Annotated in this window: 12 protein-coding genes, 2 tRNA genes and 1 pseudogene; 9 read left to right on the forward strand and 6 right to left on the reverse strand. The window is 26.3% G+C overall.

Translation table 4 applies throughout. From position 1 onward, the window contains the following. Both F801_RS0102425 and F801_RS0102430 read right to left on the reverse strand, forming a co-directional pair. A pseudogene (locus tag F801_RS0102425) lies at positions 1-281 on the reverse strand (IS3 family transposase); the annotation flags it as partial. A 62-nt stretch (positions 282-343) separates the two neighbouring features. Beyond that, the gene (locus tag F801_RS0102430) at positions 344-1108 is read right to left on the reverse strand and encodes an MAGa3780 family membrane protein (RefSeq protein WP_014335409.1); all 765 of its coding nucleotides are present in this window, start codon (positions 1106-1108) and stop codon (positions 344-346) included. A gap of 166 nt (positions 1109-1274) precedes the next feature. Here F801_RS0102430 and secDF point away from each other — a divergent pair, with 166 nt between their 5' ends. From secDF to F801_RS0102470, 8 genes are all read left to right on the forward strand, one after another. Next, on the forward strand, positions 1275-3857 hold the full coding sequence (gene secDF / locus F801_RS0102435; RefSeq protein WP_020104600.1) for a protein translocase subunit SecDF: 2583 nt from the start codon (positions 1275-1277) through the stop codon (positions 3855-3857). Between the two features lie 12 nt (positions 3858-3869). Further along, positions 3870-5186, forward strand: coding sequence for a histidine--tRNA ligase (gene hisS, locus F801_RS0102440; RefSeq protein WP_014335411.1), 1317 nt, complete (start codon positions 3870-3872; stop codon positions 5184-5186). A 16-nt stretch (positions 5187-5202) separates the two neighbouring features. Then, positions 5203-6924 carry an aspartate--tRNA ligase gene (gene aspS, locus F801_RS0102445; protein WP_013301980.1) on the forward strand — a complete coding sequence of 574 codons (1722 nt, stop codon included), beginning with the start codon at positions 5203-5205 and terminating at the stop codon, positions 6922-6924. A gap of 3 nt (positions 6925-6927) precedes the next feature. Next, positions 6928-8340: an APC family permease gene (locus F801_RS0102450; RefSeq protein WP_027332474.1), complete on the forward strand. Its 1413-nt coding sequence runs from the start codon at positions 6928-6930 to the stop codon at positions 8338-8340. A 140-nt stretch (positions 8341-8480) separates the two neighbouring features. Further along, positions 8481-8571 (forward strand) — tRNA-Ser (locus F801_RS0102455). A 3-nt stretch (positions 8572-8574) separates the two neighbouring features. Continuing rightward, positions 8575-8659: transfer RNA gene (locus F801_RS0102460), tRNA-Leu, on the forward strand. Positions 8660-8788: 129 nt separating this feature from the next. Next, positions 8789-8941, forward strand: a complete 153-nt coding sequence (gene rpmG, locus F801_RS0102465; RefSeq protein ID WP_013301982.1) for a 50S ribosomal protein L33 — start codon at positions 8789-8791, stop codon at positions 8939-8941. A gap of 6 nt (positions 8942-8947) precedes the next feature. Continuing rightward, positions 8948-10009 (forward strand): aminopeptidase P family protein, encoded by a 1062-nt coding sequence (locus F801_RS0102470; RefSeq protein ID WP_013301983.1) that lies wholly within the window; start codon positions 8948-8950, stop codon positions 10007-10009. Between the two features lie 60 nt (positions 10010-10069). Here the strand turns inward: F801_RS0102470 and F801_RS0102475 are convergent, their stop codons facing one another. The 4 genes from F801_RS0102475 to serS form a co-directional block, all read right to left on the reverse strand. Continuing rightward, positions 10070-11686, reverse strand: a complete 1617-nt coding sequence (locus tag F801_RS0102475; protein ID WP_020104601.1) for an ATP-binding cassette domain-containing protein — start codon at positions 11684-11686, stop codon at positions 10070-10072. After that, on the reverse strand, positions 11661-13277 hold the full coding sequence (locus F801_RS0102480) for an ATP-binding cassette domain-containing protein (protein WP_013301985.1): 1617 nt from the start codon (positions 13275-13277) through the stop codon (positions 11661-11663). Before F801_RS0102480 ends, F801_RS0102475 begins: the two co-directional genes overlap by 26 nt. Before the next feature lie 72 nt (positions 13278-13349). Next, positions 13350-13577 (reverse strand): hypothetical protein, encoded by a 228-nt coding sequence (locus F801_RS0102485; RefSeq protein ID WP_014335414.1) that lies wholly within the window; start codon positions 13575-13577, stop codon positions 13350-13352. Positions 13578-13611: 34 nt separating this feature from the next. Next, on the reverse strand, positions 13612-14880 hold the full coding sequence (gene serS / locus F801_RS0102490) for a serine--tRNA ligase (protein WP_020104602.1): 1269 nt from the start codon (positions 14878-14880) through the stop codon (positions 13612-13614). A 304-nt stretch (positions 14881-15184) separates the two neighbouring features. Between serS and F801_RS0102500 the strand changes: the two genes are divergently transcribed. Continuing rightward, a complete protein-coding gene (locus tag F801_RS0102500) occupies positions 15185-26308 on the forward strand; it encodes a hypothetical protein (protein WP_020104604.1) in 11124 nt (3707 codons plus the stop codon).

Raw genomic sequence — 26308 nt, forward strand, 5'->3', positions numbered from 1 at the left:
ATTTGACTTGGATTAAGATTATTTTCAAGTGAAATTTTAACAATTGGTTCACCAGCTAAAAATCTTTTAACTATGTTTAATCTTTGATCTATAGTTCACTTTTTATTTCGTGGTTTTTTCTTAAGACCTTCAACACCTAATTTGTCATAAATTTTTTCTCAAAAATTTACTTGATTTAAAAAATTTTTTTGACTTGTATTAGCAAAATCAGGCTTTTTAATTTCAATTCCTTTTTTGTATTTTTTTACACATTCTAATTTAAATTCTAATGAATATTTCATAAAAAATCCCCTTTTCTATTTTTCTAGGAAAAGGGGATCTGCTCAATTTGCTACATTTTTTCTTATTTTTTCTTTTTGAAAAAAGGTTCTTGTGTCATTTGTATTCTAAATACTCATTTTCAAAAATAAGCACAAACAAAAGGAATAAACAAAGCTATTAAAAACATTACAATATCTAAAATAACTACTATTCCAATGTTTCCATCTTTATAAAATAAAGGTTTTTTGAAGTTTAAAAATGAGTATATTGTGCCACCATCTCAGATTGTAACTGTTGAGGTTTCTGTCTTTATTTGATATTTTCCATAACTTAGTAAGTAAATAATTAAAGCAAAAACAAAATAACCAAAAACATAAAAAGCACTTCTTAAAAATAATGCTTTATCCACAATAATGGATTTACGAATTAAAAATAAACCAATAAAACCTAAAATAGGGTTTATTAAATGTGTAATTAAGGATTTTATAGCCGTATCTGCACTTTGTCAAGTTTTTCCATTTCATGAAAGTAAAGCTCAATAAACTAAAAATGTAATGGTAATTAAAGAAGTAAACGCAAAATAAAGTCGTTGAATTTTAGAACTAAATTTTCTATAAATAAGAAAACAAGCTACACACAACATAAAGTTTGATTGATAAGTGAAAAAAATAAAAGGACTGAAATGACCAAAAAAATATCTAAAATCAATCCCCGTTGGTCTAATATATTGATCTCTTGCTTTGATATAAATGATTTCAATAATGAAAACTACTAAAGTAGATATTAAAATTCAAATTCCTATAAATAAGAAGAAAATTTTGTCTTTTTTAAAATTACTTTTTATCATTGTTTCCTTTCTAGAAATATCTTAAAATTATAACAACATTTAATTTTTTAAAAAATTTCTTTACTTTTTGTAGAATAATTTTGATTTAGAAAATTAAAATACTTAGGAATAATCGCTGTTTTTAGTATAATTTAAAAACGTTTATAACAATGGCAAAGACAAAATTATGAAAACTTTTTTAAGGAAACTCTTCACTCTCAATAATTGAAAAAGGTGATTTATTGCCTTTTTATCTTTTTTTACTATTGTTTTTGTTATCTCTTACACAAGTCAACAATATATTTCCAAAAATATTAACAAATCAATTGAATACGGTGGTGGAGCAGAGGTTTTAGTTCAAGTTAAAACTTTAGATAACAAAGCACCAAGTCAAAGCTTAGTAAGAACAGCAGATGAAGAAATTTTTACAAGATTAACAGGTGGTTCCGGGCTTAACGGAACCAGTGTTTCTATTGAAGGAGAAGGAAGAATAAGAATTTCTAGAAATAATATAACTGATAATAAAAAGCTAGATGCTTTTATTTCTGAAATTGTTACAAAACCTTTACTTACAATTACTGATGATGAAAATAAACCTTTGTTTTACGATGGTAAATTTGTAACTAATGGTTCTTTAGATTACGGAAGTGAAATAAATTGAGCTCCTCCTTTTAAATCTGAATCAGCACAAGCTCGTCCAAATCCAAATAATCCTTCACAAAATGAAGTCCAAATTGAATTAAAAGACAAAGATGCAGAACTTGAATGATCAAAAGCAACTGATTATATTTCCAAAAAACCTTTTGGTAAAAATCGTATTTTAATTTGATCAAATATTTCAGGATTAATTAATTTAGCAAAAACTCAATATCCAAATGAGTGAAAAAATGCTAAAGAAAATATTTTTAATTTCATTCATGTAAATGAAAATTCAACACCTGCGCCGTTACAAAATAATCAACCTGCTTCACCAGTTTTAAAACAATATCAATTTGATGCAAAAAAATACTTGATTTCTGATGCACGAGTACAACAAGCTCTTAATGGTTCTTCATTTGTAATAAATGGTAATTTTTCTTCAGCTGAAGCTAAACAATTAGCTCTAAACATTAATTTTGGAACAGCTAATTACAAACTCGATTTTCTTTCAGCTTCTTTTGTTTCACAAACTAAATCAGATTCAGCGTTTACTTCAGCTTGAATTGCTGTTATAGTTTCTATTGTTGTAATTTCTTTATTTATGATAGTAAATTATGGACTTTTAGGTGTTCTTTCTACTATCTCACTTGCTTTGTATATCTTCCTAACTTTACTATTTTTCACTGTAGTTCGTGGAGAATATTCACCAATTACAATTGCCGCTTTAATAATCGGAATTGGCATGAATGTGGATGCAAACATTATTAATTTTGAGATTCTCAAAAGCAAAATTTATTCAGGCCACACGGTTAATAAGTCAAATGCATATGCAAATAAATCTTCACTAAGCACGATTTTAGATTCGAATATTACAACTTTAATAGCTGGAATAATTCTCTTCTTTTTTGGAACCAAAAACATAAAAAGCTTCTCAATTACTTTAATTTTTTCAATTATTTTTACTTTATTAGTAATTATGCTTTTTACCAAATTAATGACATCACTTGTTTTAAAAACAGGATTTTTTGACAAGCGAGTTTATTTATTAGGAATCAAACCAAAATATGTAAAAAAATATGAAAGAGGTTATGTTTCTATTTTAGAAAAACCAGATTATTTAGCTCTTAATAAGTACACACGTTGGATTCCGCTAGTGATGTTTATTCTAGCTCTGCTTCTTTTTGCTATCTTTGCTGGTATTAATCATTCTGTTGCTGGCGGCTTAAATCTTTCAATCGAATTTAGTGGTGGAACAAATATTTTAATTGAAAACCAAGATCCAACTTATAATCTAATTGATAAAACCCGAGGTGAAGAAATAATTAAATTCTTAGAAAGTCAAGGAATTAAAAACAATGCTTCACAAATAGTAATGCATCCACTAGATGCACAAAATAGTGTCTTTAATATTGAAATAAAAACACAACAAGATCTTACTTCAATTATTCAAAATTTAAACACAACTTTATCTTCTAAATTTTCTAATTTAAAATTCATAACTTATTCAATTTCAAATGAAGAAGCAAGAAGTTTAGTTTTAAATGCTATTTTATCAGTTGTTGTTGCAATAGTGTTTGTAACTACTTTTGCCTTTATAAGATTTAGATGAACTTTCTCTTTAGCAATCATTGTTTCTTTATTATTTAATGTCTTAATGGTTGTCTTTATTTTTATAATTTTCCACATAAAACTCTCACCTACAATTGTTGTTGCGCTGTTATCCATTATTGGTTATTCAATCAATGACATCATTGTTATATTTGATAAAATCAAAGAAATATTTAGAGAATTACCATATACTGAAGTAAGTGATCAAGCAAGAATAAAAAGAATAGCAACACAAGCTATTAAAGAAACTATCAAACGTTCAATTCTGACTTCATTATCAACAATTTTTGCAATTTTTGTGTTGATGATTTTCTACAATTCTATTGATATTCTCTTTAGCTTTGCAATGTTTGTAGGTGTTGTATTTGGAACATTTTCTTCTTTATTTATTGCAACTACAATTTGAGTCAAATTAGAAACAAAAAGAAACAAAAGAAAATCCAAAAGAATTGATGTTGGATACTGAAAAGTGCAAAAAATTAGTGAACAAACCTTTGCAAACATTAATGATTACAACAAATAATTAGGTGCTTTAATGAACAAACAACAAATTAATCTAAATGATGATTCAAAAACAAATATTAACTACAAACCAAAAGGTACTCAAGACATTTTTGGCAAAAAAAAAGAAGTATTTTTACATATAAGAGATAGCTTTTTTCAAGTAGCTAATAGTTTTAATTTTCAATACATAGAAACACCAATTTTTGAATTTGCAAACATTTTTTTATCTTCCGGTCAATCTTCAGATATAGTAAATAAACAAATGTATGAATTCAAAGATAAAAATGATCGTCTTTTAGCTTTGAGACCAGAGGGAACTGCACCAGTAATTCGTGCTATTAACGAAAATAAACTTTATTTAGAACATAATAAATTTTTCTATTTTGGCCCAATGTTTCGTTATGAAAGACCACAAAAAGGAAGAAATCGTCAATTTTATCAAGCAGGAATTGAGTATATTAATTTAGATAGCAATTTAATTAAATTAGAAGTATTGGATTTTGCAAAACAATTACTAACTAAATTAGATTTATTAAAAGATACTACTTTAAAAATCAATTATTTAGCAACACAAGAACAAAGAAATCTCTATTCTGATTATTTAAAAAAATATCTTTTAAATTATAAAGATCAATTAAGTTTTATTTCACAAACTAGATTGGATGTTAATCCACTAAGAATTTTGGATGAAAAACAAGACGCTGATAAAGAATTTGTCAAACAAGCTCCAAAACTCCAAGATTTCTACACTCAAGAACAAAAAGAAGAATTTGAACAAATACAAAGACTTTTACAACAAAACAATATTAATTTCGAAGTAGATCCTTTATTAGTTCGTGGACTTGATTATTATGATAATTTAGTCTTTGAATTTGTTTCAGAATCCAAATATTTAGGAACTAAATCAACAATTTTAGCAGGGGGCTGTTATAATGGGTTATTTACTCGTTTTGCAGGGCCAGATCTTAAAGGTATTGGATTTGCTTTAGGAGTTGATAGAATCGCGGAAATTTTAATTAATAATGATGAACTTTTTAAAGAATTTTTTTTGGATTTTTTTATTTTAGCTTTAAATGAAGAAGAAATTGCTAATGTTACAAAACTAGTTTCAAATTTAAGGTTTTTAAATTTTAGAGTTGATTTTAATAAAAAGTTGTTCAATTCTTTTGCTAAAGCATTTAAAAATTCAACAAAATGAAAAGCAAAATACTTGATTTTTAAAGAAAAAAATCAACCACAAGACAAATGAACAATTAAAAATAGTCAAACACTAAAAAACATAGAAATTAGCGAAGAAGACTTAAAAGATAAAGAAATATTAAACAAACTAGAAAAATTATTTAACTAAGTAATAAGGAAGCAATATGTATCACCAAATCACTAATGAAACAATTTTATCTAAGTTAGTAAATCACAAAGTAGCAATCAAAGGCTGAATTAATAATATTAGAAAATTCAAAGACAAAACTTTTGTCGAAATTAGAGATTATTATGGAATTTTACAAGTAATTATTGATTTAACTAATGATCATTTAAAAACCATTTTTTCTTCATTAACAAAGGAATCTGTTGTTGAAATTCAAGGCATTTTACGTAAGAGAAAAGATATAAATCCAAACATTAAAAATGGTGATTTAGAAATTATTACTCAAGATATTAAAGTATTTTCCATAGCTTCAGAGCTTCCTTTTCCAATCCAGGATCAAATAGATGCAAATGAAGATCTAAGACTTGAATATAGATTTTTAGATCTTAGAAGAAAACCACTTAGAAACAATATTATTTTTAGAAACAAATTGTTCTACTATATTCGTTCATTTTTCTTTGAAAAAAACTTTATAGAAATTGAAACTCCAATTTTATCCAAATCAACACCAGAAGGTGCAAGAAGCTTTTTGGTACCTTCAAGAAGAAAAAATCACTTTTTTTCACTGCCACAATCACCACAACTATACAAACAATTATTAATGGTCTCTGGTTTTGAAAAGTATTTTCAAATAGCAAGAGTCTTTAGAGATGAAGATTTAAGAAAAGACAGACAATACGAGTTTGTACAACTAGATGTTGAACTAGCTTTTCCGACAATTGAATCTATTAGAAAAGCTGTTGAAGAATTAATTGTTTATCTTTTTAACAAACTAAAAATAGAAATTAGCACTCCATTTGCAATTTTAGAATATGATCAAGCAATTGATAAATTTGGTTCTGATAAACCAGATTTAAGATTTGATAATTTTTTATTAGCTGCTAATGATTTAAACAATGCACAAGACTCTTTATTTGAAAAAAATACTACAAAAACCTTGTTTTTAGAAGACATTTTAATAGATAAAAAAGAATACAAAATCTTTAGTGAAAAAGTGGTTCAAAACAAAGCAAATCGTTTATTATACGTTCATATTCAAGATTGGCAAATTGTTCATTATTCTTTTAAATTGAACTCTTTTGAAGCAATCAAAACTTATGTTAAAAAACATAATTTTAAAACAGGAACATTATTTATTGTAAATGATGAATATGAAAAAGTTTGTCAAGGATTAGGAGCTTTAAGAGTTGCCGTAGCGCAACATTACAATTTAATTAAGCAAGATCAATACAAATTTTTATGAGTAGTAAATTGGCCAATGTTCGAACTAGATGAAGAAACTCAAAAACTCTCAGCTGCGCACCATCCTTTTACAATGCCAACTTTTGAAACTTTAGATTTATTAAAAACAGATCCACTAAAAGTAAGAGCACAAGCATATGATTTAGTGCTCAACGGTGTAGAGGTAGCAGGTGGCTCCATTCGTATTAGTTCAAAACAAATTCAAGAACAAATTTTTGACACCATTGGTTTAAGTAAAGAGCAAGCAAATAACCAATTTGGCTTTTTATTAAAAGCTTTTAGCTATGGTGTTCCGCCTCATGGAGGTATAGCTTTTGGCTTGGATCGTCTACTTATGATTTTAACAAATTCTGAATCTATTAGAGATGTTATTGCCTTTCCAGTTAACTCTAAAGGTCAAGATTTATTACTAAAATCACCAACGTTAACTGAAGATCAACAACTAAGAGAATATAATATTAAACTAGTGGAGGAATAAAAAGTGATTAAAAAGTTTTTCAAATTTAAAACAAATCGACAAAATTATTTCAATGAAAGACAATTTTTATTTTTTGGTTTGAATTACATTGTAGGATTTGGTTTTATAGCCACAATTTCTGGTGTTATTTTAACAGGTGCATGAGGAATGCTTGTTTTTGCACTTACTTCATTGATCACATTAGCTGTTTTACTTTCGTTTTCTCGTGCAGGAAATAAATACAAAAATCTTGTTGGTTCATCTTATGCATATTCGAAACAAACTTTTGGTAGATCAATGAGCTTTTTCCAAGGTTGAAATCAGTTTGTTCAAATTCCTTTATTTGCTTCAACAGTACCACTTTTCTTCTCGACTCTTCTTACCTCGATTGATCCTGCTCATGAAGTCATTTATACAATAATTTCTGTTGCTTTATATGTGTTATTGATTAGTATTGCCACTTTTGGTGTTCGTTTATCTTCTCGATTTATTTTTGCAGCAGCAGCAATTAAGTGATTAACTTTGTTTGTAGGTTTTGGGTTGATAATTTATATTATCTCAACACAAAAAAATAGTTTTATAGAAAATATTAGCGATGTTTCAAAGCCATTTTCCATTGTTATTTTAACTAAAACAGTACTTAATTTTATGTATGCTTACGGTGGTTTTGAAGGACTTGCAGGGTTATCTAAAGATGTCAAAACCAAAAGATTTAAAAAATTATTAGTAATCTTATTTTTTATTATATTTACTGCTTATTTTGTTTTTTATTTAATTTTTTTAGGACTTAGTCAATCAACATTATTAGCAGATGGTAAAGAAAATTTTGGTTTGGATTTAGTTTATAAAATAGTTTGAGGAACAACAGGAAGTGTTTTATTTTCAATAGGGATATTTTTTAATAGATTTTCTTCAACTTTATCTTCTAGTCTTTATTATGGAAGAATTTTAGCTCCTTTAGCTCAAGATGGTTATTTACCAGCCAGTTTAGCGAAAAAAAATAAAAATGGTGAATACAGAAATGCAATTTACACAGTAGCTATTATTTCTATTTTATCCACAATAATTTTTACAATTATTCCCAAAGCTCTAAAAGTTCAAAATTCATTTAGTGCAATATTAAACAGTGGTAATTCAGCTTATTTAATTCAATATTGATTTACAATCTTTACAGTACTAATTTGAAAATGAAAAAAAGGTGAAAAAATACCTTTGTGAGAAACAATAATTTACATAATTGCTTTAATAATTATTCCATTTGTCATTCTTTTTTCTTTCTTTCCTTGAATTGCAGGAGAAGAATTTAGTAAAGATTCAATTATTATGTTATTTAGCTATGTTTCAACTATTTTAATAGGTTATATTATTTGAAGTAGTTATAGCTATTATAAAAATTACAAAAAAAATAAACATTATAAAAGAGACTATTCATTGTAATAGTCTTTTTTGTTCAAAAAAGAAGGATTTGGTTTAAAAATTTATTAAAAAATGAAGTAAAAGTTTATTAGTAATTAAATGCATTTTCTTAAGCAAATTGATAAATAATCCTAAAAATGTAATAAAATTATATTGTTATTGGAACAGTACTCAAGTGGCCGAAGAGGACACGTTGGAAACGTGTTAGGGGTGTCAAAGCCCGCGCAGGTTCAAATCCTGTCTGTTCCGCCAGAAGCTCTCGTGGTGAAATTGGTATACACGTTAGATTGAGGTTCTAATGCAGAAATGCGTACGAGTTCAAGTCTCGTCGAGAGCACCAAATTTGCAAATTAAAGCACACATTTATGTGTGTTTTTTTTATTTTTAGATACACTAAAATATAATATAATTTAAGACATTATTAAACTTGAAAGAGTTTAGTCAATAAATAAATTTACAGGAGTTTATTATGCCAAGAGAAGGTATTACTTTAAGATGTGAAAAATGTAAAATGGAAAATTACATTACTAAGAAAAACAAAAAAACACAAACTGAAAAATTAGAAATGAAAAAACATTGCCACAAATGCAACGCACATACAAGTCATAAAGAAAAAAAATAATTTAAAATGAATAGAAAATATTTAGACTTAAGCTTTGAAGAACACAATTTAGATGCAATAATTTCATTTTCTCAACAAACAAGATTATGAGTTTCTAATCTTCAAACAAGTGATGGAATAGTGTTTCTTGAAAAAGAAGAAATCCATTTATTTGTTGATTCAAGATATATAGAAGCTGCTCAAAAAGATGCAAAAAATGTACAAGTTCATTTATTGACAGCAGCTAATTTAAAAGATTTTGTAAGTAGTAAAAATTACTTAAAAATTGGTGTTGAAAAAGAATACTTAACTTTAGCTGATTTTAAAAAACTTCAAGCTTGATTTCCAAGTGCAGAATTTGTACAAATCAATGCGCAAAAATTAAGACTTATTAAGACAAAAGAAGAAATTTACAAAATCGAAAAAGCAGTAAAAATATCTTTAAGAGCATACGAAGAATTACTCAAACACATAAATAAAAACGACACTGAAAAAACTTTAGATATCAAATTAAATTTCTTCTTAAAAAAATATGGTGCTGATAAAGAATCTTTTGATTCAATAATTGCAACTGGTGCTAATGCAGCTATGCCTCACTATCATCCTAAAAATGTGATTATTAAAGAAAATGATTTTTTAAAAATAGATTTTGGTGCAAGTTATCAAGGTTACATTGCTGACATTACAAGAACAATTATCTTCAAAAAAGAAGAAAATTTTGACCCTAGAAAAGAAGAAATTTTACAAATAGTATTAGAAGCTGCAAAACTAGGAAGACAAGCAGTTAGACCAGGAATTACAGCTGCAGAGGTAGACAAAGTTTGTAGAGACTATATAGCTTCTAAAGGTTATGGCGAATACTTTGTTCATTCCACAGGACACGGAGTAGGAATTGATGTTCATGAATTACCATCAGTTTCTGTTGCTGGTTCAACAGTTTTAGAACCAGGGATGTTAATCACAGTTGAGCCTGGAATTTATATTCCTGGCTTTGGTGGTGCTAGAAACGAAGATGTAGTTTTAGTAACAAACACAGGATCACTTACTCTTTCTAGACCAAAAGAAATAAACGGAGTTGAACAAGAATAAAAGAAAAATAAAACACCTACTTTTTGTAGGTGTTTTTCTTTATTTTTGTAGCTTTTTGTATTATAAAGTATTAAAATCAATAATTTGATCAAAGTATTTTCTATCTTTTGCATCAAGATGATGACTAACCATAATGATGGTTAAGTTAGGATCAAGTAAAAGTTTTTCTTTTATGTTATCGGCGTTATTTTTGTCCAAGTTAGCAAATACTTCATCTAAAATAATAAATTTAGGTTCTGTATACATCAATCTTGCAAGAGTGATTCTTTGTTTTTGACCTTCAGAAAGTGAAACAATATTTTCTTTATTAAATTGTTGAAAATCCTTTAATTCTTTAGTCAAATTAAAGTATTCTAGCATTTGTTTTACTTTATTTTTATTCAATTGTTTATCTCATAATGCAATGTTGTTATCAACTGAATCTCTAAATAAAAAATTACTTCCGTCTAAAAAACTTACATTTTCTCTTAAACTAGATTCTTTAATAGTTTTTAGTTCTTTATTATTTCATAAAATAGATCCGGTGTAATTATCTTCAATTCCTAAAATTATTTTTAAAATTGTTGATTTTCCTTTACCTGATTCGCCTACTAAAGCATATTTTTTATTTTTTTCAAAAACAAAATTGAAATTATTTAAAACATTATTTTTATCATCATAAGAAAAATTAACATTTTTAAATTCTAGTTTTTCAATATTTGAAATAATTTGTGTATTTGTATCTAGAATAATGTGTTTGAGTTTGAGTTTTTCAATAACTACTTTACTTGCTTTAATTTTTCTTAAATTCATTGACATAGTAGGAACGCTATCTAAAAAGATATCAAATAAAAATCTAAAGAAAATTAAAGATTGCACATCTAATTTGGTATAAAAAATAGCAAAAATAATTAATGTTGTAGCTATTAATTTAATTGCGTATAAAACTTGAGTTATAAAGCCATCTTTTACAAATTGTTCTAAGTAATTTTTCTTTAGTTCACTTAAATACATCTCATAAAGTTGCTCTTGCATTTGTTCTTTAATTACATATGTTTTATTAGCAAAGTATAATCTATCATAACCTTCGAAGAGATTCGCTAATTTATCAAAGAGTTTTTCTTGTGCTGTAGAAAAGTTGATAATTGCTTCTTTTTGCTTCTTTTGGAAAGTAAAAGAAAGGAAAAAACTAACAACTAACATACCTAGAAAAGCAGCAATTAAAATTGAATTAATTAAAGCTGCTACAAAAATAGTCATTACAATATCAAAGATTTTATTTAAAAACGAAATTCAATTCAAAATATTTTCATTAAAGTAAATATCTGCATCATTAAATAAATAATTTCACATTTTACTTTCTGAAAATTTTTTGATCTCAGTGGATTTTGCTTGTTCAAAACGTTGTGCTACTTCTAAAGAAACAGAAGAAAAGATTCTAAATCTAATTCTACTTTGAATATATCCTTTTATAAATGAAATTAAAAACGAGTACAGTTGAATTCCTAGCAAAGTAATAAAAATAGTAAAGAATTTGGATCAACCTGTATTAAAAGAGTTATTTTGTGCATCAGTTTGAATTTGTTGCACCATTTTTCCATAATAATAACCAGATAAAAGAGTACCAACAGATACAAGTAAAAGAACAATTACTTGTAAAATTCATAAAAATTTATATTTTTTCCAAAATATTTTCATTGTTAGTTCCTATCTTAATTATGTGGTCATATTTATCATCAGCATCTAAATGATGACTGATATGAATTAGTGTTAATTCTTTGTCGTTGAATAAATTTTGCTTTATTTTTGAAGCATTTTCTTTATCTAAGTTAGCTAGAGCTTCGTCTAAAATTAGTAATTTTTTGTTTCTATAAAAATGACGGGCAATGTTGATTCTTTGCTTTTGTCCAGTTGATAAATTTGCATCTCAATTATTTAATTCAAGTCAAATATCTTCAACTGGATAACTTGCTTTTTCAAGTGCATCTTTTACTTTTTGTTCTTGATTTTGTTCTCAAAAACTAACGTTGTTATAAATACTTGTATTAAAAACAAACTCTTTTGAATCTAAAAAAGTCATAGTGTTCTTGAAAGTATCAAAATCAATCTCTTGATAATTTTGACCATTTAATAAAATGGTTCCTTGTTCATCGCTTAGTGGAATTTGCCTTAATAATATAGAAATTAAAGTGGATTTTCCAGCTCCTGAAGGACCTGAAATCGCATATTTTTTACCTTTTTCAAATTTAAAGTTGAAATCTTTAAAAATCACTTTTTTATCAAAAGAAAAATTGAGATTTTTGATTTCTAATGATTGAAAATCTAGCTCTAAAGTGCTTCTTTTTTCTTCATTTTTATCTTTTTGTAAACTATATCTTTGCAAAATATCTTTAGTAGCAACAAATTGTTTTATATAAGCTAAAAACTGACTTAGTTGTTGCACTAGTAAAATTTCAAAAAAGTAAATAAAAATAAACACAGAATAATCTTCTTTTTGTTGATAAACAAAATAAGCAACAACTGCTAAAATACAAATACTAATAAATCCAGCAAAGAAAGTATTTAGTATTTCAAATAAAATAATTCACCTAATTTCTCTAGTAATATGTTTCCTAAATTGATCATTTTTGTCTTGAATAACTTCGGTGAGTAAATATTTTTTATTTAAGAAGAAAATTGAAGGAAATCCTTCTAAAAAGTTTAAAAATTGTTCACCAAAAATTCTAAAAAATTTGATAATCTTTTTTGTTCTACTGTTTATAACTTTTTTTACCACAAAAGGAAAAATTATATTAGGAATAAACATTACAATTGTTATCAAACTAATTCTAGTGCTCTGTGTAAATAAAATTGCTAAAACAATAACAATTGCAATTATAGAGAAAACAAATTGATAGAAATTATTCATTAAACCATCAAAAATAGTGTCAAAATCCTGTTTTAACGAAGCAACAAAGGAACCTCGTCCTCTGCTTTTAAATTCAATAACATTAGATTTTTCAATATTTTGAATAATATCACCACGTAATTCTTGTTTTACTTTCATTAACATCTTATTAAACAATCAGATGTTCAAAATTACAAAAACAACCGTTAGAACAAAAAATACAACTTGCCAAATTAAAATTCATTTGTATTGTTCAAGTTGTTTGTTTTTAATAATGTTAAAAATTAAGCTAATAATGTACGTATTAGCAATATTAATCAAATTCATAACAATAAAACATAATAAACTTAGTGCAAATAGTTTTTTATGTTTTAAAAAGTACTTTAAAACAATTTTAGTCATCGTAATCCAAAATAAAAAGTGTTTTTGGAATTAAAACACTTTTAGTAAATGAAGTTTTATTTATTAGTTGTGTTATTTTTGTGTAGAAACAAATCAAGATAAAAAAACAATTAAAGTAATAATTACTAAAACAATAACAACTAATGCAAATATAAAAAAGATTTTTGCAGATTTTCTTTGTTTTTCTTGGTAATTTACAACAATTAAATCAGATTTTTCTGCTTCAAAATCAGCAATTTCTTGAAAACCATTTAATTCATTGTTAATTTTATCTTCATATTTTGTGTACTTTTTAAACATTATCATCCTTCTTTATTTTCTTACTTTTATTGTGTTATTTGTTTGTTATCTGCTTAATTTTACCAAAATATGGAATTAATATTTCCGGAATTTCAATATAACCAGATTCTGTTTGATACTGTTCTAAAATTATAGCAATTATTCTATCAATTGCAAGTCCAGATCCATTTATTGTGTTTGCGTATAAAGTTTTTCCATCTTCTTTATAACGAAGTTTCATTCTTTGTGCTTGAAAATCACCACAAATAGAAATTGAAGATACTTCACGATATCTATTTTCAGATGGCATTCAAGCTTCTAAATCAATAGTTTTTTTAGAAGCAAAACCCATATCACCTGACGATAAAATTACTCTTCTGTGAGGAATTTTTAACAATTTTAAAATTCTTGCTGCATCATCAACAGTTTTTTCAAATTCTGACAATGCTTCTTTTTGTGAAGTAATTTTTACTAATTCTACTTTATGAAATTCATGCATTCTAATGATACCTTTTGTATCACGTCCACCGCTTCCTGCTTCAGAACGATAGGATTTTGAATAACCTACAAATTTAATTGGTTTTTCCAAATTAATAATTTCTTGCGCGTGATAATTAGTTATTGGAATTTCTGCAGTTGAAATAAGTCACAAATTTGAATCATTGATTTTGTAAAGATCTTCAGCAAATTTAGGTAGTTGAGCAGTGCCATATAGAGCTTGTTCTAGAACTAAAGTATTGGGTAAAATTTCTTTGTACCCATTTTCAAGATGAGTATCTATCATGAAGTTCATCAAAGCTCTAACTAGTCTTGCACCTTCGTTTTTGTAAATAACAAATCTAGTACCTGAAAGCTTCACAGCTCGCTTGAAATCAATGATGTCTAATTCAGTTGCAATGTCATAATGAGGAAGGATTTTGAAGCTTTTTTGTTCAATTTCTCCTCAATATGAGTGCACAATATTAGCATTTTCATCTTTACCAATTGGTACATCATCCAAAGCTAAATTAGGAATTCTTAGGAGCATATTTTTAACTTGAGTTTCGATTTGATTAAATTCAGATTCAATACCACTAATTTGCTCGTTGATTTTGATAACTTCATTTTTTAAAGATTGAGTTGGTTTTTTCTCTCTTGCTAATTTTCCAATTTGATCTGAAAATTCATTTCTTTTTGCTTTTAAATCATTGAGCTTTAGCAATAGTTCATTTTTCTTACTTCCAAAGTCAACAATCTCATCGATTATTTTGTTATCAAAATTTCTATGTGATAGTTTTGTTTTTACTAATTCAACATTTGCAAGAATAAATTTTAAGGTTATCATAGTTTTTTAATTATAAACTTTCGAGCAAAATAAACAAATAAAGAAGTAAAAAAACAGTAAAAATTACTTCATTTGTTCATTTTTTAAATGTTTTTTATAATCAGTTTGTTTGTTTATTTTGCTTGAAAATAAAACTTTTTTGACATTGCTTTTTTTTTTTTTTTTTTGGCAAAGTCCTTGTTTTAGCAAGCTATTATGATAGAATTTTATGAATATAAATAGTAGTCAAAATTAAAAAGACTATGAGTTTACAAATTTTATCACATTAATAACAATTTAATAAACATTAATAAGAAGGTAAAATATGTCAAAAAAAACCGTCATAAAAAACTCAAGTAAAAAACTCAGAACAACAATAGCAGCAACTGGAGTTCTCTTAGGAGCATCAGTTGCATCACTTCCATTTTTATTCAAAATTGCTACTGGTAGTGAAGTTCAAGTAGAGAATTTTGAATCTTTTAATGTTTCAAGACATTCAGCTGAATTTAACTTTGATCTTAAGTCAAATCAAGCAGGTTTAATTTCTAAACTCAAAAAAAATGTTGATCAATCATTTGTAATGCTCTTTTTAGACTCTAATAATGTCATCAGAGAACAAAAAGCAGTTAAATGATTAGAACACAAACAAAAATTTAGTGTTGAAACAAACAACTTAGACGCTGGTAGTTTATACACCATCAGATTGTTAAATCTAAATGATAGAAAATCTGATTTAGTAAATTTTGTATTTAGTCAAAATGCAAATTACATCGTTACTAAACCTGAAATTAGTTTTTCATTATTTTCAACACATCTTTCTTCTTCTACAGTTAAATTGGGATTTTCTGATCAACAAGATATCTTAAAAGACAAAGAAATTAGAGTTGAATATAAACAAAAATCTGACGAAGCAAAGAGTTCTACTAAGTTAACTCAAGTTTTAACTACAACTGATAACAGAAAAAATAATCATTTTGTTGAATTTAGTTTAGATAACTTAAAAAGAGCATCTGATTATGAAATTTTAGGTGTTTATTTTAAAGACAAAGCGTTGGAAAATATTCCATCTAACTGAGAAAAAATTGATTTCTCATCTAAAGCTTCAAATTTATTTTCAACTTCAGCACCTTTTGCAACATTATCTCAAATTGAACAAACTGCAATGACATCTACCACTGCAGATATTTCTTTAATTTTTGAAACAGTTGATCCAACAATTAATGCCAAAGAAGTAATTGTTGAATATTACTGACAAAACGAAGATGGAAGTTATGCTTTTAGAGCTATTCCAAATCTAACAATTGAAAAAAAGGCTGATAACTCCAAAAATGTTTATGAGATAAAAAATATTCATATTACCGACTTGAATGAAGGTGGTAAATTTGGAATTTCTAGAATTTATACAAAAGATAACAAAGAAGTTAATGTTAGACTAGATAATGATAAAGTCTTTAATTTTTACACTCAAGCAGTAGTAAAAAGCATTAGAAATGAAGAAGCTGAAACATCTGCAAATCTTACAGTTGAATTTGTGGATAAACAAGAATCATTAAACAATAAAAAAGCAAAAATCTTCTACAAAGAAGTAAAAGAAGACGGAACAGTAGATGGGCAACCAGAACTTGTAGTAGAAGGACAACTTGTTGGTTCAATTTTAAGAGTTCAACCAAAAAATCTTAAAAAATTACAAAAATACCAAATTGAAAAAATCGAAGTTGAAGATTTTTTAAATGTAAGTACTAAAAAACCACAACTACAAGTACTTGATTTTGCTTCTAGTTTTGATGATAAAGAAAAAACATTTAAAACAAATGTAAAATCAGCAGAAATTCAAAAAATTACTTTTTCTGATAACACAGAAACTGCAATTAAAACCAAATTGGAATTCAAAGCCGATGATAAATTCCTAGAATACTATCAAGCACAATTGCAATACGCTGTAGTTGCAGCACAAGATGTTAAAGATGAAACTAACTTCTTAACTTCTGATACTTATCAAGATTTTAAAAAAGAAGCAGATGGTAAGTTTACAATTGATTTTTCTTTAGATAAATTACAAAGTGGAAATGCATTTATCATCAAAGGATTAAAATTAGTTCCAAAACAAAACTTAAATAAGAAAAACTTATCTTTAAATAATCTAGAAACTACATTTAATCCATTAATGGATGGAACTTCTTTATTGTTTTACACATTACCTGTAATTTCAGATATTATATTTACACAAAATAAAACATCAGCAAATTTAAATATTGTTTTTGACAATGCATATCCAGAGGATGCTCCAAATTCCTTCTTTACTAAAGACAAAAACAAAAAAATTAGAGCCAAAGTATATTACAAACTTTATGGTGGAAACAACAACGCAACAAATAATGCCGCTGACACACAAGAACATTCTGTGGATGCAACCATTTTCCAAAATGGTATAAACAATTTAGAAATTAAAAACTTAACAGGTGCAAGAATTTATCAAATTACTAAAGTAGAAGTTCTAGATAATTACACTAGCTCTAAAAAAGATAAAGACATTTTAGCAGTATCTACAGCTTTAGATAATGATAAAAAATTCTTCTCCACTGTAGCTGAAACAATTAGTGTTACTAAAATTGAAAACATACATCGTGATCAAGATAATTCTACAATTACAGTTTCACTTTCTAAAAATGCAACTGATATCTTAAAAAATAAAACAGTAATTTTAAGATACAACAAATTAGGTTCAAATGAAACCAAAGAAGTAGAAACAAAATTAAAACAACCAATAACAAACCCTGACACTCCACAACTTGAATTTAAAGCAACTAATTTAGAATTAGGCACTAAATATATTATTAATAGTATTAAATTAAAATCAGATTTAGCACCAAATCAAACAAATACTAATAAAGATTCTGCACTTTTAACTCAAATATTATTTGATAAAAATATTAAAACAACTGATAAAGCTTTCTTTACTTCATCAGGTATTTTAGATATTAGCTATAAAAATGATATTGAAAGAACAATTGGTGTTGTTATCCAGTTAGCTGATGCTTTAGGTGAATATAAAGACAAATACGCAGTTTTAAATTATAAATTAATGGAACAAACTGGTGTGATCTTAAATCAACCACAACAAGAACAACGTTCATTAGTAGCTCCGATTATTAATAACAGAGTTGTATTTAACTTAACTGATTTAGTTAAAAAAGGTAAATACCAATTAATCGAAAATCAAGGTCTTGAAATTGTTGATAATCCACGCCAAACTCAAGTAACAACACTAGCAGATGCAAATAATCACAAATACGTTCCATTTAAAAAAGATTTAGTAACTACTGATCAAGAAAAACAAAAATCTCAATATTTTAATACCATACCAAAAACAGCAAATATTGATTCAATTACTAATGAATCAACTACTAAAAACTCTGCTACATTTAAAGTAAAATTAAATGCTTTAGATTCATATTTAAATGGTCAAAAAATAACTGTTTCATATCGAAAATTAGGTTCAGCAAGTACTTTATTAATACAAACAACTACTTTACAAGCAGTTTCTAATGATGAAGCAACATTTAATCTTCAAAATCTAGACGATGGAAGTAAATATAATATTGTTTCTTTTGAAAAAGCTACAAAAGATAGTGAACCCATTATCTTTTACACAAATAGTGTTGACAATGATCACAAAATCTTAACAACAAAAGCAACTTTAAAAGATGTTCAAGTAGATACTTCAAAAGAAGCAACAGCTAAAATTACATTAAGATTTAATGATAGCGCACAAGAAATCATTGGTAAAAAAGCAATAAAAGTTACTATAACAAATCAACAAAATACAAATTTAACTAAGGAATTAACTGTAGAAGATAATTTACCTTTTTATACTTTCCGTTTTGATAATTTATCAAAAACAGATCAGTATAAAATAACTAAAATAGAAGTAGCAGATAAAAAACAACCTACTAGTTTTGCTGATATCTTACGTCCAACTAAACAAGATCAAGAAAAAGAAATTATCAATAATTCCACATTTAGGGTAACTGCTTCTAAAGCAGTAGTAGAAAAAGTTGAGTTTTTAGATACACAAACAAATTCAACTAAAGTTAAATTAACATTTGATAAAGATTCACAATTTATTCAAGGTCAAAAAGTAAAAATTACTTACACTAATCTTTCAGATGCTCAAAACAAGAAAGAAATTATTGCAAATCCAGTTGAAGTACAACAAAATAGTGATGTTAAAAAAGTGGTTGAATTTGATCTAGATCAATTAAAATCAGGAGATAAATATCAAATCTTAAATGTTGAATTAGTAGATGATCCTCAGAAACCAATTGATGGTAAAAACAATGATTTTAGCATTGTTTTTTCAACTGCAGTTGATTCACAAGCTAATTTAGAAAAACGTTTCTTTGTTCCTACACCTTCAATTGAAACTATTAATTGAGAACAACCAACTGAAACAGGATTTAAAATTAATTTTAAATTATATGATAACTCAGGTTCTTTTAACAATAGAAAAGCTAGAATAACTTACAAAGATAAGGACAATCCAGGAGCTCAAATTCAAACCACAGGTACTAATCTTGTTGCTGTTCAAAATTCAAATTTTTCAATTAATTTAGATGGTTTAACTAAAGCTAAAAATTATAAAATTGAAAAAATTGAAATTTCAAATGATTCACAAGGTACTCAATTTACTGAATTAGCAGGATTTACTGCTTTAGATATTGCTAAAAAAGAACAATATTTAAATCCTTGAACTACTGAAGTTTCTTCAATTGATACAACAACAGCTTTTGTTCAAAATAGTGAAAAAAACTCAGCAACTATTAAATTAAATTTTAAAGCTACTGATACATTCTTAGTTGGAAGAAAATTAAAAATTACTTTAAAAGCAAACGCTAAAGATGCAATAGATACAATTGTAGAAGCAACTGTAATAAATTCAAATGGAACTGCAGCAATTGATGATCACTCATTACAAAATCTTGAACCAGCAACTATTTACAAAATAGTTAAAATAGAAGATGTTTCAAATGCTCAAGAAGCTAAAAATCATCCAAAACTTAAAAATATATTCTTTGCAAGTAATATAACTGATGAACGAAGATTATTAGTAACTAAACCAGTTGTTACAGGAATTAAGATTGTTAACAATGGTGAAACTGCTCGTACCATTTACATTTCACTTAAAGATCCACTTAAAAACTTCTCCTCAGATGCAAGAAGTTTTGAAGGTAAAAAACTAAGAATTACTTATGAAAGAAAAAGTAATTTAGGCACAAGTATAGAGTCTCAAGAAGTAAATATTGTTAACTCAAATGCAAAACTTGAATTATCAAATCTAACTAAAGATGAAACTTATGTTATAAAATCAGTAGAATGAACAGATGCTACACCTACAACACATCGTACTAAGCGTACAACAGCTACATTTACTTCTTTTTATCTTTGAAAACTTGGACAAAATGGACAACCAGGAAGCGCTATAACTGAACAAGAAAGAACATTTCATGTAATGCCTACTACTGCAACTACAAGTAGTTTATCATTTGCTTCAGTTACTAATTATTCTGCTAAAGTATTAGTATCTTTTGATCAAGCTGATTCATTTTTAAATACAAATAATACTTATTCACAACACTTACAGCTAAGATATTTAGCTTCTGGAAGTGGTCAAATTCAAAGTGCTAATTTAGTTTATCAACAACAATCTAAAAAATTTGAAGCAGATTTAAGTAATTTACCATATGGATCTAACATTATTGTTACAGGTATTTCATATACTAAACAAACTAATACTTCAGATTTAAAAATTTCTTTTGATGATACTTCGCAAAAGAACAAAATTTTTGGTACATTACCTGCAGTTTCAAGAATTGAAAATAAATCAGATCCTAACTCAGAAACTAATTGAAACATTGATGTATTTTTCAAAGATACACCAAGAAAATTAGAAGGACACAAAGTAGTTTTAAAATATCAAAAAGTTAATATTTCTAACCAACAAGAACAAATCCAAGGGCAGGAATTACACTCAAGTGAATTTGAAGTTAAGAACTCAAGAGTAGAAATTAGTTTATCTAACTTAGATAAATACCAAAACTATAAAATTTTGGGATTATATTGAAAACCAAGTGATAAAAATAATGCAACAATTAATGATGATTCAATTTTTATCCCAACTAGTGATTTAGTTAAAAATTTTGAGAAAAAACACCAAAATTTAGATCAAGAACTTCAAAAAACTAATCAAAGTGCTTTATTGCAATCAGAAAAAACAGGACAAATTTTTAAAACTATACCTAAAACTCAATCAATTACTAATATTGAATACAAATCTATAACTTCTAATTCAGCGAATTTAGAAGTAAGTTTTAATACTGCAGATAATAACTACTTAGATCAGTATACTAAAGTAGAATTAAAATACAGAAATGTAAATAAAACTTCTTCAGCTCTAACTACTATAACTGCTACTGCAACAAAAGATAATCAAACAAATACATACAAAGCAGAATTTAATTTACTAAATCTAGAAGTTGGTCAATATGAGATTACATCCATTGAATATCAACAAGGTCAAAAAGTTAATCGAATTCGTTATACACAAACACAAACTTTTCAACAAGAACAAGTTAATGCTGATAATCCAGAAAATGTAAGAATTGAATTTGGTCCAAGTGTTTTACCAACTCAAAAAATATTTACCACACTAACTTCTATTAAACAAATTTCAATTCCATCAAATGAAATAGGTGATACAAGTGCAAGAGTTGAAGTTGAATTAAATGACACTTCAGGTATTTTTAATGGTTCAATATTATCTTTAAAAGTTCATAAGAAAAATGAACCAAATCAAATGCTACAGTCACAAGATGCATTAGTTATCAGTAGTAGTAGTAGTAGTAGTAGTAGTAGGGCTATTTTTTCACTAGATAATTTGGATAAAAATACTCAATATGAAGTAGCTGAAGTTCGTCTAAAACAAAATCAAAAAGATTTAAAACTAGAAAAAGAAACCCAAACTAGTTCTAATTCTCATAATTTATTCCAACAAGAATTTACTACTAGTGCAAAACATGCAACAATTACAAAAATAATAGATGAATCAAATCAATTACAAAATCAAGAAAAAATTTCTAAAGCCAAAGTTAAATTAGAATTCGATGCTAAAGATAAATTCTTAAAAGATAAAAATATACAGCTATATTTAAAATATACAGCTATATTAGAAGGTAATTCTTATTATTCAACTCAATCACATACAGTAACTCAAGATGGTTCAAAATATACAGTTGAGTATAGTTTAGATGATCTAAGTGCAGGTAGTCCATATAAAATTGATGGTCTTTTTATGACTAATCAAGAACAAGAAAATGCAAAAGGATTAACCTCTAATCAAATCTCTACACTAATTGATATTGATCCAAGTCAACAAAATAATCAAATATTTAAAACAGAAGTAGCAATTTCTAAAATTCAAACAAGCACATCTGAAACAGCAGCTAATGTTTTAGTAACTTTAGCTAATTCTCAAAATAAAGAATTTACAAATACTGCAACAATTGTGTATAAAAAAGAAGGTCAAACACAAACAACTCAAGTTACTAATGTAATTAAACAATCTAACTCACAATTTCTTTTTAGTTTAACTAACTTAGATAAAGTTCAAAAATATGAAATTCAAGAAATTAAATTAGAAACACAAGGCTCAAATCAACAAGTTGCATATAATTTTGATACAAACTTTAATGCTGATCAGAAAAAATTTGAAACAGATATTGATAATGTAAATATAGCAGTTAGTGCAAATATGCAAAATCAAGACACAACTGGAAACTTTATTTTACAAGTAAATGAAAATGAAAAAAATATTTTTAATAAATATGAAGTTTTTATTAATTATCAAGCTGTAGATAAATCAGAAGCACAACAACAAATTAGTTGAACCAATTTAACACAAAATAATCAACAATTCCAAGTTTCTAATTTATCAAATGGTCAACAATATCAAATAACTAATATTCAATTAAAACTAAAAGATTCACTTAGAAACACTGATTCTAAATTATTACAAGTTATCCCAGTTACTATTACTAATCCAGAACCAACAATTCAAAACACTATATTAACTAATACATCAATTAAATCTATTTCTTCAGTTTCTACTGTTGAAAAACAAGCAAATATTACAATTGAATTAAATAATAATAACCAGTTAATAAAAAATAGTCAATCCATGAAATTAACTTACCAGTTAATCAAAGAAGGAACTACTGTTTCTGGAGCTCCAGAGCTACATACTAATTCTAATTTTATTGCAAGTGATAATAAAGTTGTCTTTAATTTAGATCAGCTACAAAAAGGTAGTCAATATAAAATCATAAAATTAGAACATACTTTTAATTCACAAACTTCAGCAATTAAATTTGCTACAAATATTACAGAAGATGAAAAGAAATTCAATGTCTTAGCAACTACTGCAGATATTATTAATTTGCATTATGAGCAAATTACTTCAACATCAGCAAAAGTAAAAGTAACATTAAAAGAAGATAATAAATTCTTATTAACTAATGATGATGATATCTCATTAGTTTATAAAAATGCAAATGATAACATAATCTTTACTACTCAACCATCTCGTTTAACAAATAAAAATAGCCAATTAGAAATTGAATATGATTTACGTGATTTACAACCAGGTACTAAATACGAAATAGACAAAATTATTTCACTTAAAAATTCAATTTCTGTTTCACAAGATCCTACAATTCAAAACACATATAATATAAATACTGCAAATAGAAAAGAGTTCTACACTAATGTAGAAGTAAGTGATATTCAATTAGCACAAATTGCAAATCCAAATGATAACAATAATATGGTAACAAGAGCATTGGATCACACAGCTAATATTAAAGTTGTTTTTGCTGATAGAGAAAAAACTTTAGTAAGCAATAATAATACTAATAATGTAAAATTAACAATTAAACAAGGAAGTACCATTGGTTTAAACAATGCTCCACAATCAGCAACTAAAGAAGTAGAAGCACAAGTAAAATTTGATAATACACATTCACAAGTATATGCTGAATTTAATTTAACTTCTTTAGTTAAATGAACTAATTATTCTGTTGAATCAGTTACCTTATTAAATCCAGCTCAAAATGCACAATCAACTACTAATCCAGTAATTAACTTTGATGCTGAATTTAATCAAGGAAGAGAAAAAGCTTCCAAAAAACATTTTCAAACATCTGGAGATGTTGTGGATTTTGAAAAAAATATTCAAGCAGTTGATATTTTCAATCCTAGAAACACATCAGTTATTTTAGAAGTTAACAAGTTAAATGCACAAATTATGAAAGGTCACTCATATCATCTAGAATTTAAAGATATTGAGACTAATAAAACTTATAAATCAGATGAATTTGCAACTGTAAGAAATGATTATCAAGACTCATTTGGTGGAACATCACTTAGAGGAAAAAATATTTTAAAATTTAATATTAGTAAAAATTATATATCTGCAACAGATCGACCAAATGTTAAAGTTGATATTCAAGAAGGTAAGAAGTTCCAAGTAACAGCTATTACAGAGGTTTCTCAAAACAGAAATACAAGAAAAATTGCTGTTGGTATACCAAGTGCAAATGATGCTGCTGTTTTAAATGGTACACAAACTAATACTAATATTGACGGAACTAATGGAAATGATAATAACAAGATATTGTTCCAAACTATTTATGATTATCCAACAGTTGAAAACTTATCTGCTGGTGATACTACATATCAAAGTGGTAAATGAAAAACAACTTTAAAATTAAAATTTAATGATCCAAATGATACTTTAAAATCAAATAAACAATTTATTGGAAATACAAAAAACTGATTTATGGAAAAAGCAGTAATTAAAGTTTCATTTAATAATACAAATTTATATTTAAATTGAACAAAAGATAATACTAATAGTGCATCACAAAATGGTTATGATGTGAAAAATCCTTCATTTGATCAAACTCCAGGTCAAAAAATACTTTCTTTTGATTTAGAAGCTAGTGATATTAAAAATTTAATTAATAAAGACATTAAAGTTTCTGTTGTACGTGCATCTTATTTATGAGTAGCTGCTAATAGTTTTGATGATGCAGTCTTTTCTGACGCATTTACATCTCATTTAAAGAATGCAGATGGTATCACCAAAACAGTGTATGGTGAAGAAATCAAAACCCAAATTAAACCAAAGTTATACATTGAACAAGCAACTTCAACAGTTAATTATGACAAAGATTTATTTGGATTTACAATTGCAGTTTATGATCCAACTGGTTTGATCAAAACTACAAATGATCAAGAAAATAAGTGAGCCAATGATAGATTAACACTTGAAAAAGTTAATAGTCAATCCTTTAATTTACACTTTAATCCAGGTGACTTAAAAGTTTCAAATAGTAGTTATAATCGAAGATTAATTAATGCTACTCAAGAAAACGTGTGAGCAGGTAATAAAGTTATACCTAGAATTTTTGATGAACATGCCGATCTAAATAGTCCTAATATGATACGCATGCCTAGAATATCAATTAATAATTCTTTGACTACTAGTGGATCATTTAAATATGTTAGAACATTATCAGCTGCTGACTATAAAAGACAAGAAAATCCTGGAGATGTTAATAACAAACAAGTATTTGGTGATAATTATGCATTTGTGACCTTTTTTTATGATTTAAATTCAGTTAATTTAAATCAATATGGTTCTAGTATAGCTGAGTTAGAATTAAGTAAAATCAAAATATTAGAAGATACACACAATAGCACAACATCTAATTTAACTATTTATAATCCAAGTGGAAGAAAAAGATGATTAATTGATCCAGTTACAAATTTAAATGAATTTATTGGTCCTACTAATGGAAATTTTAATGATTTACGAAAAAACTCTAATCCAATAGATCTTATTAAGGCTAACCAAAGCAATTCGCAATCATTGAGTTATTCATCAAATAATACTTCAAGTTCAAATAATGTAATAAATCAAAAATTGACAAGTAAGTTATATATTAAAAAGTGAACTTATTCTACTGCAAGTTCAATTAATAATGTTAAAGTATTTTTATCTAGACCAAATAATTTTTCAGCACCATCAGGTTGAAATAATTGAGCTGCTTTAGCTGTGTTTATGGATGAAAGTGGACATTTATATTTTGCTGGCGATGATTTAGATTATCCAAGTAACTTGTTTAGAGCTGGTATATTCACAAATCAAAATGAAGTAATACTTAATTTTTCATTGAAAGTTAATACTTTTAATAATAAAAAATTAACATTTTTAGGAGTATGAGTAAAAAGAACTGATGGAAATGGTTGAGGTGCTGATTATACTCCAAGTCAGTTTTTAATAGATCCTACAAAAATTTACACAATTCATAGAACCATTCAAATTAATTAA

The sequence above is a fragment of the Mesomycoplasma hyorhinis ATCC 17981 genome (assembly GCF_000383515.1).
Lineage (GTDB): Bacteria > Bacillota_I > Bacilli_A > Mycoplasmatales > Metamycoplasmataceae > Mesomycoplasma > Mesomycoplasma hyorhinis.